At 70.2% G+C, this 15368-nt stretch carries 14 protein-coding genes and 3 pseudogenes; 11 read left to right on the top strand and 6 right to left on the bottom strand.

Going from position 1 to position 15368, the window contains the following annotated elements; genetic code table 11:
* Position 1 precedes the first annotated feature (1 nt).
* Together ACLJT4_RS33395 and ACLJT4_RS33400 are read right to left on the bottom strand one after the other, a co-directional pair.
* Positions 2–145: a hypothetical protein gene (locus ACLJT4_RS33395; RefSeq protein WP_411128138.1), complete on the bottom strand. Its 144-nt coding sequence runs from the start codon at positions 143–145 to the stop codon at positions 2–4.
* Entirely contained in the window at positions 146–811 is a 666-nt protein-coding gene (locus tag ACLJT4_RS33400; RefSeq protein WP_411128140.1) for a hypothetical protein, read from the bottom strand.
* 622 nt (positions 812–1433) lie between these two features.
* On the opposite strand from ACLJT4_RS33400, the pseudogene ACLJT4_RS33405 reads away from it, so the two are divergent.
* Positions 1434–1955, top strand: a pseudogene (locus tag ACLJT4_RS33405) (helix-turn-helix domain-containing protein); the annotation flags it as partial.
* Between the two features lie 286 nt (positions 1956–2241).
* Positions 2242–2454 (top strand): annotated as a pseudogene (locus ACLJT4_RS33410) (transposase); the annotation flags it as partial.
* A 180-nt stretch (positions 2455–2634) separates the two neighbouring features.
* Here ACLJT4_RS33410 and ACLJT4_RS33415 read toward each other — a convergent pair.
* The 3 genes from ACLJT4_RS33415 to ACLJT4_RS33425 form a co-directional block, all read right to left on the bottom strand.
* Positions 2635–3003 (bottom strand): hypothetical protein, encoded by a 369-nt coding sequence (locus tag ACLJT4_RS33415; RefSeq protein ID WP_411128142.1) that lies wholly within the window; start codon positions 3001–3003, stop codon positions 2635–2637.
* A 1025-nt stretch (positions 3004–4028) separates the two neighbouring features.
* Positions 4029–5480 (bottom strand): ATP-binding protein, encoded by a 1452-nt coding sequence (locus ACLJT4_RS33420; RefSeq protein WP_411128144.1) that lies wholly within the window; start codon positions 5478–5480, stop codon positions 4029–4031.
* A complete protein-coding gene (locus ACLJT4_RS33425; protein WP_411128196.1) occupies positions 5473–6165 on the bottom strand; it encodes a response regulator transcription factor in 693 nt (230 codons plus the stop codon). The genes ACLJT4_RS33420 and ACLJT4_RS33425 overlap by 8 nt, the downstream gene beginning before the upstream one ends.
* Before the next feature lie 203 nt (positions 6166–6368).
* On the opposite strand from ACLJT4_RS33425, the gene ACLJT4_RS33430 reads away from it, so the two are divergent.
* The 6 genes and pseudogenes from ACLJT4_RS33430 to ACLJT4_RS33455 form a co-directional block, all read left to right on the top strand.
* On the top strand, positions 6369–7859 hold the full coding sequence (locus tag ACLJT4_RS33430; protein ID WP_411128146.1) for a peptidoglycan-binding protein: 1491 nt from the start codon (positions 6369–6371) through the stop codon (positions 7857–7859).
* 56 nt (positions 7860–7915) lie between these two features.
* Positions 7916–8611, top strand: a complete 696-nt coding sequence (locus tag ACLJT4_RS33435) for an ABC transporter ATP-binding protein (protein WP_411128148.1) — start codon at positions 7916–7918, stop codon at positions 8609–8611.
* Positions 8608–9858, top strand: coding sequence for an ABC transporter permease (locus ACLJT4_RS33440; RefSeq protein ID WP_411128150.1), 1251 nt, complete (start codon positions 8608–8610; stop codon positions 9856–9858). The genes ACLJT4_RS33435 and ACLJT4_RS33440 overlap by 4 nt, the downstream gene beginning before the upstream one ends.
* 77 nt (positions 9859–9935) lie before the next feature.
* Positions 9936–10601 carry a hypothetical protein gene (locus tag ACLJT4_RS33445; RefSeq protein WP_411128152.1) on the top strand — a complete coding sequence of 222 codons (666 nt, stop codon included), beginning with the start codon at positions 9936–9938 and terminating at the stop codon, positions 10599–10601.
* A gap of 131 nt (positions 10602–10732) precedes the next feature.
* A complete protein-coding gene (locus tag ACLJT4_RS33450) occupies positions 10733–11929 on the top strand; it encodes an Ig-like domain-containing protein (protein ID WP_411128154.1) in 1197 nt (398 codons plus the stop codon).
* Between the two features lie 142 nt (positions 11930–12071).
* A pseudogene (locus ACLJT4_RS33455) lies at positions 12072–12314 on the top strand (integrase core domain-containing protein); the annotation flags it as partial.
* On the opposite strand, the gene ACLJT4_RS33460 reads toward ACLJT4_RS33455, so the two are convergent.
* Complete coding sequence (locus tag ACLJT4_RS33460) at positions 12311–12508, bottom strand: hypothetical protein (protein ID WP_411128156.1); 198 nt, start codon at positions 12506–12508, stop codon at positions 12311–12313. The pseudogene ACLJT4_RS33455 and the gene ACLJT4_RS33460 sit on opposite strands and share 4 nt — an antisense overlap.
* A 198-nt stretch (positions 12509–12706) precedes the next feature.
* Here ACLJT4_RS33460 and ACLJT4_RS33465 point away from each other — a divergent pair, with 198 nt between their 5' ends.
* From ACLJT4_RS33465 to ACLJT4_RS33475, 3 genes are all read left to right on the top strand, one after another.
* On the top strand, positions 12707–12850 hold the full coding sequence (locus ACLJT4_RS33465; RefSeq protein WP_411128158.1) for a hypothetical protein: 144 nt from the start codon (positions 12707–12709) through the stop codon (positions 12848–12850).
* 353 nt (positions 12851–13203) lie between these two features.
* On the top strand, positions 13204–14457 hold the full coding sequence (locus ACLJT4_RS33470; protein ID WP_411128198.1) for a sensor histidine kinase: 1254 nt from the start codon (positions 13204–13206) through the stop codon (positions 14455–14457).
* Positions 14445–15107, top strand: coding sequence for a response regulator (locus ACLJT4_RS33475; RefSeq protein WP_411128160.1), 663 nt, complete (start codon positions 14445–14447; stop codon positions 15105–15107). The genes ACLJT4_RS33470 and ACLJT4_RS33475 overlap by 13 nt, the downstream gene beginning before the upstream one ends.
* Positions 15108–15368: the final 261 nt, after the last annotated feature.

The following is a 15368-nucleotide window of genomic DNA, read 5'->3' on the forward strand; positions in this document are numbered from 1 at the left end:
CCTACTCGCGAACACCCTGCCCCTGTTCCCCGGCACGTGCGGCGAGGTACTCGCCCCAGTCGCGCCTGGCGTAGGCGACCCAGCGGAGTGCGGTGTGGCGGTGCATCCCGGTCACGTCGGCGAGGACCAGGCCGCGTTGGTCCACTCAGGCCAGGAAGTCCAGGGCGACGCTGACGCGGCGCCGCAGGTCACGGTCGGCGGAGGCGGGATGGTGGCGGTAGGCGGCCCGTTGGCGTGCTCGCCGGAGCAGGAACCAGCGCAGGAACGGGCGGGCGAGGTTGGCGTGCGCGTCCGGCTTGGCCGCGAGCTCGTGCTCCAGCCAGCCCGGGATGCGTTCGAGGTCCTCGTGGCGTTCCTCCAAGATACCTGTGTGGACGAGGAGTTGACGGATGTAGCGCTGGTTCCGGCTGGGCGGGAGCTCGTCCAGCAGTTCGTGGCTGAGGGTCTGGCCTTCGGCCGTGAGCCGGGCGAGGAGCCTGGTGTTCGGGCTTTCCTTGATCCACTGGATGGCGGGGAACGGTGAGGGGGCGTCCGTCAGCGCGGCCGCGAGCGGCTCCATCTGCGGGGCGACCGTGCCTTCGGGCCCGGCCAGCAGGGCGTTGACCCGCTCGGCGAGTACGCAGTGAGCACATCGGCCGCGGCTGTGGGGGTAGCCGGCCCGGCCGCACTGGCGGCAGGTGTAGTCGGCGGCGAAGCCGACGCAGGGTCCGCAGACGCCAGCGCCGTTGTCGTCCCGCGCGATCAGCGGCTTGATTGTGCCGCAGCGAGGGCACTCGGACGGTGACCAAAGCACGGCTGTGTAGCAGGTCATGCATCAGATGCAACTCCGCCCTGTTCTCGCCGTCACGCATCATGGACAAGCCGCTGACCAGGATCAAAGCGGCGTTGCGTAGGACCATGCGCAGGCGCAGGACGTCTTCAGGTCCGATACCAGGGTGCCAGGGGCCGACGGTGCCATCGGGCCGGGTCACCCGCCGCAGGTCGGGCACAAGCCCTTGGGACGTGGTCCGGCCTTCGGCGATGATCCGCGCGATGTCCCGGCGAAGGCGTGTGGATCCCAGCAAGCTGCGTGGTTTGCCCAAGAGGCCGACGTAGAGGTCCAACAGGCGCCAGTTGACGCACGGCTTGCCTGCCGGGTCGGGGTATGTCGCGTAGACGGGGATCTTGTTGGCGGGGTTGGCCAACCAGGCATCGGCCTTTGCGCGCCATCCGCTCGGGCTTGGGTGCGCGTGGGCACGCAGGACTTGAAGGCGTTGTTCAGCCGCCAGCACGTCTGGGGCGAAGGTGTGGACGTAGGCCCATGCCGCCCGGATGAGGGGGAGCCAGATCTCGGCCGGGACGGCCTTCGTGGACAGCTCCCGGCTGGGAAGCCACCGGGCGACGTCACGTGCGCTCCGCCCTGGCCACGGGTCAGATGCCGGCCAGGGGACGCCCTCAACGCCGCCGGCCCACTGATCTCGACCGTGATCCAGGCATTGGCCAGGCAGGTACCCACCTGGCACGACAACCTGCGGCTGATCGACTCCACCCCGCTACCGTGTGCCGCCTCCCGAGAGACCGTCAAACGCTCCGAATTGGCCGGACACGCAGGCTACGGCTACTGCCGCAGCCATTCCCGCTTCTTCTGGAGGGTTCGGCTCCACCTGCTGACCACCGCCGAAGGCATGCCCGTCTCCTGGTGCCTGGCCAACCCGAAACGCGGCGAACGCGAGGTGATGACCGCGCTACTGGAACGCGACCACCACCTCGTCCACTCCGGCCAGGTGATCCTCGCGGACAAGGGCTTCGCCACCGGCCGCACCGCCAAGCGACTCATTGACGCCCGCGTCGTTCTGGAGGCACAACGCCCACTGGTTCACACCGACTTGCCCGTCGCCGCGATCGGCCGGATGCTCGGATTCTCCGAGCCCACCAACTTCGGGAAGTTCCTGGCCCGCGAGACCGGCCACACCCCGGAGGCTTCGGCGTACGCCAACGCTAGCCAACCGAGCGGACAGCACGAAGCCGCCCGCTGGCCTGGGCGGCTTCACGGAACGGCAGGCAGAGCCATTTCCAACGAGCCTCATCAGCGGGCCGAGAGCGTCGTCAGCACGAAGGGGCGACGCCGATTGCCCAGACGGGCCGTTCGGTGGAGGCGAGCGACGCCGACCTTCACCGTCGGCTACTGGGTGACGGTGGTCGTGCAGGAGGCGGGTGACCTCTCCCGGACACAGGTCGAGGCGGCTGGAGCCGCACCTTCCGATGAATGTGGGACGAGGCGGGCAGCGGAAGCGGCACCGCGCCGTCGTCAACCGCATCCTCATCCGGCAGCGGACCGGCATCCCGTGGCGGGAACTGCCGACGCGCTTCGGTGAGGAGAAGACAGTCCATGACCGTCACCGTCGATGGGTGGCGGACGGGACGTGGGAGAGGGGCCCGAGCGCCGTCCAGGCTGACACCGACGAGGAGGAGCGTCGACGTGCCGGAGACAACGGACTTCCCATGGTGACTGGCCGGGCTTCCTAGAGAAGCCTGGCCAGCGACCGTTCACTCCGACTGCGGGTTGAGTGGACTCCCGCGGCCTGGCCTGGCCTGGCCTTGACGGGGACAGGAAGATCCCGGCCCGGACCGTGGCCCGGGCACCGGACCCCGGTGTTACTCCCCGCCCCCTCCGCCTTCCCCGCCTCCCTTGCCTTCCCTGCCCTCTGAGCCGCCGCCCTTGTCCGCGCCGTCCCCCCTGCCTTTCATGATGTCGGCGCTGTTGTCACAGCCGATGGACGAGCCCACTCTGCTGCTCTGCGCACCCGGGGAACCCTCGCCGCCGAGCGCGTTGCCCAGCAGGCCGTTGAGGATCCCTACCTCGCCGAGGACGTCCACGTTCAAGTCGTGCGACCGGCACTGGGAACCCTGCCTGACGTTGAACTCGTCACCGCCCCGCCCTCCGGCGTTAGCGGTGCCGGCGCCGACGAAGCCGACACTACCGATGGCGGCGGCCACGACGGCAGCCTTGTAGAACTTGCGCATTTCTTCTCCGATGGCCGAACGGATACAATCCGTGGTATAGCAACTTCGGACAGTCATATGAAGCTAGTACGGATATGTCGTAGGCATCCTGCGGCGCGCCGGACCACGGCCGTAGCAAACGAGTGGCCACCCGGAAGTCGTCCTGAATCCTGAAGCAGGGCAGGGCATCGACTGCTCGCGTAAGGCGCAGTCATTGAGCCCTTTCGGCGTTGTGGCTCAAGGGGAGAGAGCTCATGCCCCAGGTTTTGGAGGCCGCGAGTAGGCCGACCAGGAGCACGGCGCTGACGGGCGGCATCTGCTACCGCAGACTTCCCCATCGAGATGACCTCTTCAGACGGCCTCTAGGGAGAGGTGACGCAGGCTTATAGCGCCGACATACCGGAAGTGCGAAGGGCCCTGCAGCACGGACACTCGAACGGGTGACTTCGGCGTCGCTCCTCTTTTCCTGTGCGGCGGCGCGGTGTGAAGAGGCCATGTGTGCCGGACCCATTGCCATCAATATTTGCCGCTCGTGAGGCGATCGACGCGATCGCGGCCGCCGATCGTGCGGGGGAAGACGCCGCGGCTCCGCACTTCGACACCGTGTCACCGCCTTCGGATCGGCGAATTCAGCCGGCTAGCGAATAACGCGCTGACTGGGGGCGTTTGCTGATGCCGTCAGGCCGGTGAGACGGTCGGTGGCTTCCCCGAAAACACCAAGCAGCAGGGCAGTCATCTCTGATGGCGGCCGCGAGCCCTTCCGAAGCACCAGCCGCTTGCCCGCTCGTCCCCGCAGGCCGTAGACGCCACTCACCCCGCGTGCGGGGAATCGAGAAGCATTCCCTCCCGGGACACCGCGTCCCGCGCTTCCACAGGGGCAGGGCCACCAGCGGCTCCTGCCCCCCATCAGCGGCTCCTGCCCCCCATCAGCGACTCCGCTGACCTGGCTCGTCGCCAAGCATCCACTTCGGCAGCAATGCCGGTAGGACCCGGCCTGCTGATCTGCGGCTCGAACTTGTAGGGGGAATTACGGCAAATCCGAATGATCAGGCCGTTGGCAGGCGGAGGAGGAAGGTGGTGCCGCCTTCGGGGCCGGGGGCGGCCGCTTCGAGGGTGCCGTGGTGGCGGGTGGCGATGTCCCGGGCGATGGCAAGGCCCAGGCCCGAGCCGCCGGCGTCGCGGTCGCGGGCCTCATCGAGGCGGGTGAATCGCTGGAAGACGCGCTCGCGGTCCTCGGGCGGAATGCTGGAACCGTCGTTGAAGACCCACAGACGGGTGGTGCCGCCGGTCTGGTCGACGGTGACGGTGACGGTGGTGCGGGCGTGGCGGGCCGCGTTGTCCAGGAGGTTGCGCAGCAGGCGGTGCAGCTGGAGGGGGTTGCCGCGGACAGGTGCCGTCTCGGGGAGACAGGTGGTGAAGTACGGGCCGTAGGGGTGGCGCAGGCGGAGCTCGTCGGTCAACTCGCGTGCCGTGCCGGCGAGATCGGCCAAGGCGGGGGCCGGCTGCTGTGCGGTCGGGCGTGTCAGGAAGAGCAGGTCTTCGGTGAGGGCGTGCAGACGGCGGGTGGCGGCGAGGGACTCGCTCGCGGTCCGCGGCCAGTCGGTGCGTTCGGGGCGGGCGAGCGAGATTTCCAGCCGGGTCTGGAGCGCGGTGAGCGGAGAGCGCAGCTCGTGGGCGGCGTCGGCGACGAACCGGCGCTGCTGCTCGGTGGAGTGTTCCAGGCGGTCGAGGGTCTCGTTGGTGGTGGCGGCGAGCCGTTGGATCTCGTCCTTGGCGGGCGGCACGGGTACCCGCCGCGCGAGTTGGTGTTCGCTGATCTCGGCGAGTTCGCCGCGGATGGCCTCGACCGGGCGCAGGGCGCGTCGGATCGAGGCGTAGGAGGTGGCGGCGACCAGGAGGGCGATCAGCGGGACCCCGGCGAGCAGCGGGCCGTTGAGCTGCTCGGCGGCGGTCCGCGCGGCGTCGGGCAGGGCGAGGACGTACACGGTGAGCGTCCCCGGGTCGGGGCCGAAGACGGTCCGGTCGCCGGGCCCGGTGGTGATCGCGGCGCCCACCGCGGTGAGCGTGCGGTGGGCCAGGCGCACGGACTCGGCCGGTGGCCGGTCGCCCCTGCGGTCGGGCACCGCCGCGCCGGTGTGGACGGTGACCGTGGCGCTCCAGGCGTTGGCGCCGCCGGGGGGCGGGGTGGGTGCGGGCGGTACGTCGTGCGCGGGGACGTCGACCTGGACGGCGCCGCCGCCGCCTGTGACGATGCGGCCGTCCGACCGGACAACGACGTACGGCCAGTCCAGGTCCGTCGGCACGTTCGCGGAGACGTTGCGGATGACCAGGTCGTGCGCGACGGTACGGGCCTGTACCCGGGCCTTGTCCAGGGTGCTCGCGTACTGGGCGTCGTAGAGGTGGTCACGCAGCCACCAGGCTCCGGCCGAGCAGAGGACGAGCGCGACGAGGCCCGCCAGCAGCGCGGTGCGCAGTCGTACCGGCAGGCGGCTAAACACGGTTCGGGCCGTCGTCGACCAGGCGGTAGCCGGCTCCGTGCACGGTCTCGATGCTCCGCCGCCCGAAGGGTGCGTCGATCTTGCGGCGCAGGTTGCTGATGTAGACCTCGACGATGGAGGTGCCTCCGTCGTAGGCGTGGTCCCAGACCTCGTCGAGGACGTCCTGCTTGGTCACCACTTGGCCGCGGCCGCGCGCCAGACAGGCGAGCACCGTCAGCTCGCGGGCGGTCAGGGCGATCTCCTGCTCGCCCCGGCCGCAGCGGTGCGTGCTGGTGTCGAGCCACAGGTCGCCGGTGCGGAGCAGCGCGTCGGTACCGCCGCCCTCGCCCCGGCGCCGGATCAGCGCGCGCAGCCGGGCGAGCAGCACGACGTAGGAGAACGGCTTGGTGAGGTAGTCGTCGGCGCCGGTGTCGAGTCCTTCGGCCTCGTCGTACTCCCCGTCCTTGGCGGTCAGCATCAGGATGGGGGTGGTCACCCCGTTCTTGCGCAGCTCGGCGCAGACCCGGTAGCCGTGCACGCCCGGCAGCATCACATCGAGAATGATCACCTGGTACGGGTGCTGCTGGGCCAGCTGGAGGCCGGTGAGTCCGTCGATGACGAGCTCGACGCTGTAGCCCTCGCCGCGCAGCCCCTCCCGCAGGGCGCTGCCGATCTGCGGGTCGTCTTCAATGACCAGGATGTCCATGCGCTCCAGCATCGCAGACGGGATTTTCGCCCCGTAAAGGCCATTAAAGGTTCCTAAAGGTTCTTAAGGTCTCTGAACGGTTCTTAGGTCCCCTTAAGCGGATTCGAGATCTTTAAGGACTGCTTGGGGTCGTCCGCCGCAGGCTGTGTTCACCGGCCGTGGAGCCGGAGACGAACAAACTGGCCGGAAACTGAGGAGGGTCCGTGAGTGCGGACGACCGGACCGAGATGCTCCCCGCCCTGCGGGCGGAGGACACGCCGCAGAGAGCGGCGGATCCCGGCGGCGAGGCGGCAAGCCGTGGTGGGGCCCGGCGCCCCCGTAGGAAGTGGCTGGTCAGTGCGGCCGTGGTGGCGGTGCTGGCGGCGACCGTCGGTGGTGTGGCTTACACCTGGACGCGTACGGACTCCGGCGGTCCCAGCGCCTCGGGCCCCGCGGGCGGGCAGACCGCGACGGTGACGCGGACCGACCTGAGCGTGCAGAAGTCGATGCCCGGCACCCTGGGCTTCGACGCCCCGCACACCGTCAAGGGCCATGGCACGGGCACGATCACCTGGTTGCCGAAGGAGGGGGCCACTCTGGATCGGGGTGGGCAGCTGGCCCGCGTCGACGACCGGCCGGTGACGGTCTTCCGTGGGGACATGCCGCTGTACCGCACGCTGGGCGCCCCCTTGCCCAGTGCCGATGACGCGGGCGCGGGGAAGGGCGCGTCGGGCAACCCTTCGGCGCCGGAGCCAGGCACCGCGCGCAAGCCCGGGAAGGTGGGGGAGTCCGGGGCCGCGGACCAGCCCGAGGACGCGGAGGGCAAGCCCGGCGGCACGGCGAAGCCCGCGGCGGATCAGGCCGCGCCCACCGCCGGCGAAGGCTCGTCGCGGGACGGTGGCACCGCCGCGACGGGCACGGGCGGCGGTGAGGTGGCCGGGCCCGGCACCACGGGCGCGGACGTGAAGCTCCTCGAAGAGAACCTCTACGCCCTCGGCTACCACGACTTCGGCCGCCCCGACGACAAGCTCACCGAGGCCACCGTCACCGCGATCAAGCGGTGGCAGAAGTCGCTGGGCGACAAGCACCCCACGGGCCGGGTGGCCCCCGGCGACGTGGAGGTGTTGCCCGGCACGGTGCGGGTCGGCGAGGTGAAGGCGCACCTGGGCGACAGCGCCGCCGAAGACCTGATGGTGCTCACCGGCACCGACCAGGTGGTGAGCGTGCCCGTGCCAGTCAGCGATCTGACCCTGGCGCGCAAGGGCAGCCAGGTCACCATCACGCTCCCGGACGGGAAGACCACCAAGGGCACGGTGGGATCGGTGGGCACGGTCGCCACCGGCTCGGGCGGTCAGAGTGGTTCCGGCGGCGACCAGGGTGGCTCCGGTGACGGTCAGGGCGGCAGCGGTCAGGAAGCGAAGGTCCGGGTCACCCTCCGCCTGGACGATGCGTCGGCGGCCTCTGGTCTGACCGGTGCCGCGGTCACGGCCGACTTCGCCAGCGAGAGCCACAAGGGCGTTCTGGCCGTACCGGTCGGGGCCCTGGTGGCCCTGCGCGAGGGCGGTTACGCCCTACAGGTCCCGGCGGCAGGGGACCAAGGGGCGGGCGGAAAGCCGCAGTTGGTGCCGGTGAAGACCGGCATGTTCACCAAGGGCCTGGTGGAGGTTTCCGGTGCGGGCGTCAAGGAGGGCATGAAAGTGGTGAGCACCGCATGAGCCGCGCGCCGCACGGCGGACGGTCCCCGTCCGCCGCCGTACACGATGAGGCACGTGTGCTGCCTCCCGTCCTCGAACTCGACGGCGTCTGGAAGAGCTACCCCGGTGGCGTGCACGCCCTGCGCGGCGTCTCGCTCTCCATCGCCCAGGGCGAACTGCTCGGCATCGTGGGTCCGTCCGGGTCCGGAAAGTCGACCCTGCTGCACATCATGGGCATGCTCGACCGGCCCTCCGAGGGGCAGGTCCGTATCCACGGTCGGGACATCGCATCGCTCGCCGACCGCGAACTGTCCGCGCTGCGCGGCCGCACGCTTGGCTTCGTCTTCCAGCAGTTCCACCTCGTCGAGGGCATGAGCGCCACCGAGAACGTGTCAACCGGCTTGCTGTACGCGGGTGTTCCCGCCCGGCGCCGCAGGGCCATGGCCGTAGAAGCCTTGGATCGGGTGGGACTGGCTGACCGTGCCGGCCACCTTCCGCACCAGCTGTCCGGCGGCCAGAAGCAGCGCGTGGCCATCGCCCGCGCCCTGGTCACCCGGCCCGCGCTGGTCCTGGCCGACGAGCCGACCGGCGCGCTGGACAGTCGGACCGGAGAAGCCGTGATGGCACTGATGCGGGAACTGCACGCCCAGGGCACCACCATCGCGATCATCACCCACGACCGTGAACTGGCCGCCGCACTGCCCCGTCGGGTGGAGATCCTCGACGGCCGAGTCCGCCGCGACACCGAAAGCCCGAGCGAGGCCACCGCATGATGCTGCTGCACTCGCTCCGCGCGCGGCTGCCCGGCGGCCGGCGGCCGATGCGCTACGCACCCGCCCGACTGTCCGCGCGTGACGTCCTCTCCCTCGGGGTGCTGCGGTTGCGTGCCCGCCCGATGCGGGCGGCGCTGTCCGCCCTCGGCATCTCGATCGGCGTGGCCACCATGATCGTGGTGGTCGGCATCCCCGCCTCCAGCCAGGCCGCCCTCGCCCAGCAGATGGCCGAGCTCGGCACCAACATGCTCAAGGTCAAGGCACAGGACAACAACAGGGCCCCGCTGCCGGAACAGGCCGACGCGATGGTGGCCCGGATCGGCCCTGTCTCCTCCGCCGCTGAGGTCGGCAAGATGCCCGGCGTCCCCATCCGCCGCAACGACAAGACGGACGTAGGCGACACCTCGGGCGTCTCCGTGGTCGCCGCGCGCGGCAACCTGAAGGACACCTTCGAGGTCGAGGCATGGGCCGGCGCGCTGCCCGAGCAGGGCTCAGGCAGGCTGCCGTCCGTGGTGCTCGGCCCCACCGCCGCCCACAACCTGGGCATCACCAGTCTCGCCCCGCACGCCGGCACCGGTCCCCAACTCCTCATCGGTGACAAGTGGTTCACCGTGACCGGCATCCTGCGCTCCATGCCGCTGCTGCCCGAGCTGGACTCGGCGGCCATCGTCGGCTGGCAGGCGGCCAAGGACCAACTCGCCTTCAACGGCCACCCCGACACCGTCTACCTGCGGGCGAACGAGTCCGCCCTGGATGCCGTACGCGCCGTGGCACCGGCCACCGTCAACCCACAGCGGCCCGACGCGGTCACCGTCTCCCGGCCGTCCGACGCCCTGGCCGCCAAGCAGCTGACCCAGACCGCGTTCTCCTCGCTCTTCCTCGGGCTCGCCGGGGTCGCCCTGCTGGTCGGCGGAGTGGGCGTCGCCAACACCATGATCATCTCGGTCCTCGAACGCCGCACCGAAATCGGCCTGCGCCGCGCTCTGGGAGCCGGCCGCGGCCAGATCCGCATCCAGTTCCTCACCGAGTCCGTGGTGCTGTGCCTGGTCGGTGGCGCCGCGGGCATCCTCCTCGGCACCTGCGGCGTCGCCGGCTGGGCACTCTCCCAGTCCTGGCCCGCCGTGCTGCCACCGGCCGCCGTCCTCGGCGGCCTGGGATCGGCAGTCCTGACCGGCGCCATCGCCGGCCTCTACCCGGCCGTGCGCGCCTCCCGCCTCACCCCGACCGAGGCACTGGCCAACGCCTGAGCAGTCAACCGTCCGCCAACCCCAGGTGCTTCGTGAGGCACCGCATGTCCCCCTACGACACCGACAGGAGCCCTCTCATGCAGACCATCAAGACCCTCACCCCCTCCGCACACCGCTACTTCGCGACCGCCACGCTGATCACCTCCGTCGCGCTCGCCACCGTGCTCACCGGGTGCGGCGCCAAGGACGGCGGCGACACCAACGCCTCCAACCAGGTCGCCTCCCTCCAGAAGGGGAACGAGGGCGGCGACGGCGCCGCCAGTTCGGCCAAGAAGTACAAGGAGGGAAGCCCCGAGTTCCTGAAGGCCCTGGACGCCTGGAAGCAGAAGCTCAACACCTGCAAGACGCGCAAGGCCCAGCAGTTGGGCATCGAGACCGCACCCGCCACCGGCAAGGACGAAGGCGAGATCACGACGAAGGAGGACATGGGACCGGTCCACATCAAGAACGACGGCTCGGCAGAGGGCAGCCCGCTCGCCAAGAAGTGGTACGCCCAGGTAGTGGAACCGTGCAAGCGGGCCAACCCCGCCCCGCAGACGGAAGACGACGGCGGCACGGCCGCAGCGTTGGCCACGGCCAGGAAGCAGTACGAATGCCTGACCAAGGCCGGTCTCAGCGACCTCCACCAGCCGACCAACGACGACCCCGCACTCTTCACCGCGGCCGGCGTCAGCAAGTACGTCGGCCAGAACGTCGATCCCAAGAGCAAGGAAATCCTGCACCAGTGCGGCCTCGGAGGTTAGCACCGACCCTTCGCTGACCCGGGCGGCTGGGACACGGCCGCCGTGCCCGCCGCCCGCCCGGCACAAGCCCCGACATGCCTGCCTCGCAAGGCAGTTTCCCCTGACCGCACCCCTTTTGGAGACCCATCGCCATGCCCACCCCCACCGTCCGGCGCGCCCTGCTGCCGATACCCCTGCTGCTGGGATCCGCTCTGATCGCCGCCTGCGGGGCAGGTTCGGGTTCGGGTTCGAACTCCCTCGGCCAGGCCGCCTCCGGCCACCCGTCCGTACCACTGACCGTCACCCCGGCGAACGGCACCCAGCAGGCGACGCCCGGCTCGCCGATAGCCGTCAGGGCCGGCCACGGCGGCCGCATCGCCTCCGTCAAGGCCGTCGACGGCAAGGGGCACGACGAACCGGGCAAGCTCTCCGGTGACGGCTCCGCCTGGACGTCCGACCAGACGGTCACGCCGTCGACCACCTACAAGATCACCATCACGACACGCGCCTCGGACGGCCAGAGCTCCACCGTCACCGACTCCTTCACCACGCGGCGCCCGGAGAAGACCAACAAACTCACCAACGCCCCGGCGAACGGAGGGACCGTCGGTACCGGCATGCCGATCTCCCTCCTCTTCGACAACCCGGTCGACAAGACCCACCGAGCCGCCGTCGAGAAGGCGTTGAAGGTCACCACCACGCCGCGGGTGGAAGGGAGTTGGGGCTGGGTGAAGGACTACTCGGGCAAGGACCGGATCGACTGGCGGCCCAAGGACCCCTGGCCCGCGGGGACCAAGGTCTCCGTGCAGGGCGCACTCAACGGCCTCGACTCCGGCAAGGGCGGCTGGTTCGCCCGCGACTACGACTTCTCCTTCACCGTCGGCTCCGCCCACCGGGCCGTCATCGACGTGCCCTCGCACACCCTGACCATGTACGACGGCAACCGCGAGGTCGGCCAGGTGCAGGGCTCGGCCGGGTCCGCGCAGAACCCCACCCGAGGCGGCACCCACACCGTCACCAGCAAGAACCCGGCCGAGACCATGGACTCGCACACCATAGGCTTCGGCGACCAGTGGTCCCTCAAGGCCAAGTGGGTCGTCCACATGACCGCCTCGGGGACCTTCCTCCACTCCGCCCCCTGGAACCATTCCATCGGCGTGGAGAACAACAGCCACGGCTGCTTCGGCATGACCGACGCCGACGCCAAGAAGGTCTACGACTTCCTCACCCTCGGCTCGCTCGTCGAGGTCAAGGGGTCCAGCAGCACGGTGCAGACCGACCCCGGCAACGGTCTCGAGGACTGGCAGGAGACCTGGCAGCAGTGGCAGCGCCGCAGCGCACAGGAATGAAGCACCTGTGCGCGATCCGGTGACCGGCCTGCGGAGCCTCATCTGGGTGGCCATGACGGCCAGCGGACGGGAGCCGGTCACCGCCGGCGATCGGCAGGCCACGACCGACGCGCGGAGGGGCGGCAGGCCCGTGACCGGCTACGGCGTCGTCCATAAGCGCACGCACCCCTGTCGCCCGCAGACGAACGGCAAGGCCGAGCGCCTGAATCGCACCCCGCTCGACGGACGGGCGTACGCGCGCCCGTACTCCAGCAACGCCGAACGCACCGAAGCCCTGACGGACTCCCTCCGCACCCACAACTACCACCGGTGCCCCACCGCACTCGACGGCCAACCACCCATCAGCCGTGTCAACGACCCTGCGGGTCAATACAGCAGGTCCTAGCCCGGTGCCTGGCTCCCATCGAGAGCCCGGCGCAGCTGGACGACTGCGTACACGGCCATCACGATGCCAGAGCCCTGCGCCATGCCGCACAGGAAGTCTGTCGGCAGCAGAACACTCGATACCAGCATCAGCGGGCCTACAGTCAGCAGGACCAGGGTCTTGTTCGGGATGGCACTGAAGGTCTTCCGCGTCATACAGGCAGCATAAGGGAACCCGCCCACGTGACGACGATCGGAGCGTGGATGCTCCAGGGGCCCACTCGACGGCTCCTTCGGTCGACTCGCCAGACAGGTCCTGGCCCAGCAGGTCGCCCAGCTACCAGGTTGTGGCCGAACTGCGTGACGGAATCAAGGAATTGGCCGAGGGCTTCACTCCCGACCGGGACGATCCGGGTGTGGCTGCACCCGGAGGCGGAGGACCTCGCGAACCGGCTCGAAGCGCACTTCGGAGAGGAGGAACGCCAACTCGCCAACGCGCTGGACGCGATAGGGCCGACGCCGGTGCGCGGCTGCGTGGTCGAGTGCGTATGGGCTTGACTGTGCCGGTGCTCCACCGCTCCACCGCTCCGCCTGTGTCCCGACGGCCGTCCCGTTGCTCGGACGGCCGCGTCACCCCCGCCAGGGTGGTGGTGAGCGCCCCTCACCACGCCGTGCCCGCAACCGTTCCTGACGGCCGCCGAGAACGCGCCTTTGGTCCGGACCCGACCTGCTCCGGACGCGTTCGCGGGCGCCGCAGTACAGTTGTCCCAGATCATGCATGCGGGGCTCGGCAGGAGGCTACACACGTGTCAGGGCGGCCGGACGGGACCCAGCAGGAGCCCGCGGGGCAGCCTCCGGAATCCTCGGGGGCGCCCGAGCCGGACCTCCCGAACATCGCCGTGTGGGAGGCGATGAAGCAGCAGCCGCTGCGCTTCCTCACCTCCGGCTGGCCGGTACGCTGCTGGGCCTTTCTGCTCGGAGGCTTCCTGCTCGGCCTGGCCGTACTGGTGAGCCTCGCCGTGCTGCTCTGCTTCGGGGTGCTGCTCTCGGTCGCCGGGGTGGGCCTGGTGGTCTTGGCGGTCACCATGGTGTTCGGTCTGCCCGTCGCCAACATGGAGCGCAGGCGCCTGCGGCTGGTGGAGCCGGTGCCGCCGCCGGACCCGCACCGCTCACTGACCGGCGCCGGTGCGCGAACCTGGTTGCAAACACGGCTGAGAGAACGCGCGACATGGCGTGAACTGGGCTATGCCGTCATCCTCGCGGTCTTCTTCACCGGAGCAAACGCCGGTTTCGTGGTGCTGCTCGGGCTTTCGGGGATGCTGGTGGCGACCCCGGTCGTCGTCTGGGCGCTCGCCCCCGAGACCGTAATGATCATTCCGGGGCAGGCGATCGGCGGCCCGTTGGCCGCCCTGCCGTTCTGCGGCCTGGGGCTGCTCGGCCTGGTGCTGAGCGCGTACGTGGCGGGTCTGTTCGCGGCCGCGCAGGTCAAGACGGCCTGGTTCCTGCTGTCCCCACGCGACGAGCCGTCCCAGAGCCGGGTCATCGAACTCACCCGCTCCCGTGTCCGGCTGGCCGATGCCTTCGAGGCCGAGCGGCGCCGGATCGAACGCGATCTGCACGACGGCGCGCAGCAGCAACTGGTCGCGCTCACCATGACCCTGGGCCTGGCCCAGCTGGAGATGGGGGAGAGCGACTCCCCGGCCGCCGAGCTCGTCGCCCGCGCCCGACTGGAGGCCCGAGGGGCGCTGGACGAGCTGCGCAGACTGGTCCGCGGCATCCACCCGCAGGTACTGACCGACCACGGGCTCGCCGCCGCGGTGGCGGAGGTCGCGACGGGGCACCCGCTGCCCGTCACGGTCGACATCGACCTGCCGCACCGGCTGCCCGGCATGGTCGAGACCACGGCGTACTTCACCGTGACGGAAGCGCTGACCAACGCGGCCAAGCACAGCAGTGCGTCCCAGGTCACGGTCGTCGGCAGGTACGTGAACGAGCGGCTTATCCTGCTGATCACCGATGACGGAAACGGTGGCGCGGACCCCGCCGAGGGAACCGGGCTGTCGGGATTGGCGGACCGTATGGCGATTCTCAAGGGCCGGCTGGTGGTGTCCAGCCCCAAGGGCGGTCCCACCCAGCTTCGAGTGGAGGTGCCGTGCTCCGGGTAGTGCTGGCCGAGGACTCCGTGCTGCTGCGCGCCGGACTCGTCGAACTCCTCACCCGCAGCGGCCACGAGGTGATCGCCGCGGTCGGCGACGCCGCGGCACTGGCCCGCGCCGTGGACGAGCAGCCTCCGGACATCGTGATCACCGACGTCCGGATGCCGCCCGGTTTCCGGGACGAGGGGCTCAAGGCCGCGCTGGAACTGCGGGCCCGCCACGAACGGCTCCCGGTCCTGGTGCTCTCCCAATACGTCGCCACCGCGTACGCCACCCAACTGCTCAGCGGCGACGGCCGGGAGGCAGCCGGCCTCGGATACCTGCTCAAGGACCGGGTGGGAGAGGTCTCCGAGTTCCTGGACGCCCTGCAGCGGGTCGCGCACGGCCAGACCGTCATCGACCCCGAGGTGGTGCGCGTGCTGCTGGTCCAGCAGACGGCCAGCCAGCCGCTGCGCCAGCTCACCCCGCGCGAGCGCGAGGTCCTCGCGCTGATGGCGGAGGGCCTCAACAACCAGCTGATCGCCCGGCGGTTGACTGTGACCGAGGCTTCCGTGGTCAAGCATTCCAGCAACATCTTCATGAAGCTGAACCTCGGCCCCAGCGACGGCAACCGGCGGGTCCTCGCCGTCCTCGCCCATCTGCGAGGCGAGTCGGCCTGAGCCTGGGCGGCCTGCGACGGATCGGGTCCTGAGGCTTGGCCTCAGGACGGGCCGTCTGCTACCTGCTCCCGCAACGTCAGGAGCCTGCTGGAAGCGGCGACCGCGCCGTGGCGCGATCTGCTGCCCACGCCCCTCCGTGAACTGCCCGTCCGGCTTGCCCCTGCCGGTGCGGCACGGCTGTCCGCGGGGCGCGGGCGGGTCGTGGTGGGGGAAACCCGACCAGGAACTCTCGACCTAGCTCTGATGACCTTGGAGGCCCCG

The organism is Streptomyces sp. x-19 (genome assembly GCF_046549115.1).
In the GTDB taxonomy this organism is placed as follows: Bacteria; Actinomycetota; Actinomycetes; order Streptomycetales; family Streptomycetaceae; genus Streptomyces; species Streptomyces albulus_C.

Excerpts from the sequence above, each read along its gene's own strand:
- ACLJT4_RS33400 (WP_411128140.1), bottom strand. The coding sequence starts at position 811 with ATGACCTGCTACACAGCCGTGCTTTGGTCACCGTCCGAGTGCCCTCGC.
- ACLJT4_RS33415 (WP_411128142.1), bottom strand. The coding sequence starts at position 3,003 with ATGCGCAAGTTCTACAAGGCTGCCGTCGTGGCCGCCGCCATCGGTAGT.
- ACLJT4_RS33425 (WP_411128196.1), bottom strand. The coding sequence starts at position 6,165 with ATGGACATCCTGGTCATTGAAGACGACCCGCAGATCGGCAGCGCCCTG.
- ACLJT4_RS33440 (WP_411128150.1), top strand. The coding sequence starts at position 8,608 with ATGATGCTGCTGCACTCGCTCCGCGCGCGGCTGCCCGGCGGCCGGCGG.
- ACLJT4_RS33445 (WP_411128152.1), top strand. The coding sequence starts at position 9,936 with ATGCAGACCATCAAGACCCTCACCCCCTCCGCACACCGCTACTTCGCG.
- ACLJT4_RS33450 (WP_411128154.1), top strand. The coding sequence starts at position 10,733 with ATGCCCACCCCCACCGTCCGGCGCGCCCTGCTGCCGATACCCCTGCTG.
- ACLJT4_RS33460 (WP_411128156.1), bottom strand. The coding sequence starts at position 12,508 with ATGACGCGGAAGACCTTCAGTGCCATCCCGAACAAGACCCTGGTCCTG.
- ACLJT4_RS33470 (WP_411128198.1), top strand. The coding sequence starts at position 13,204 with ATGAAGCAGCAGCCGCTGCGCTTCCTCACCTCCGGCTGGCCGGTACGC.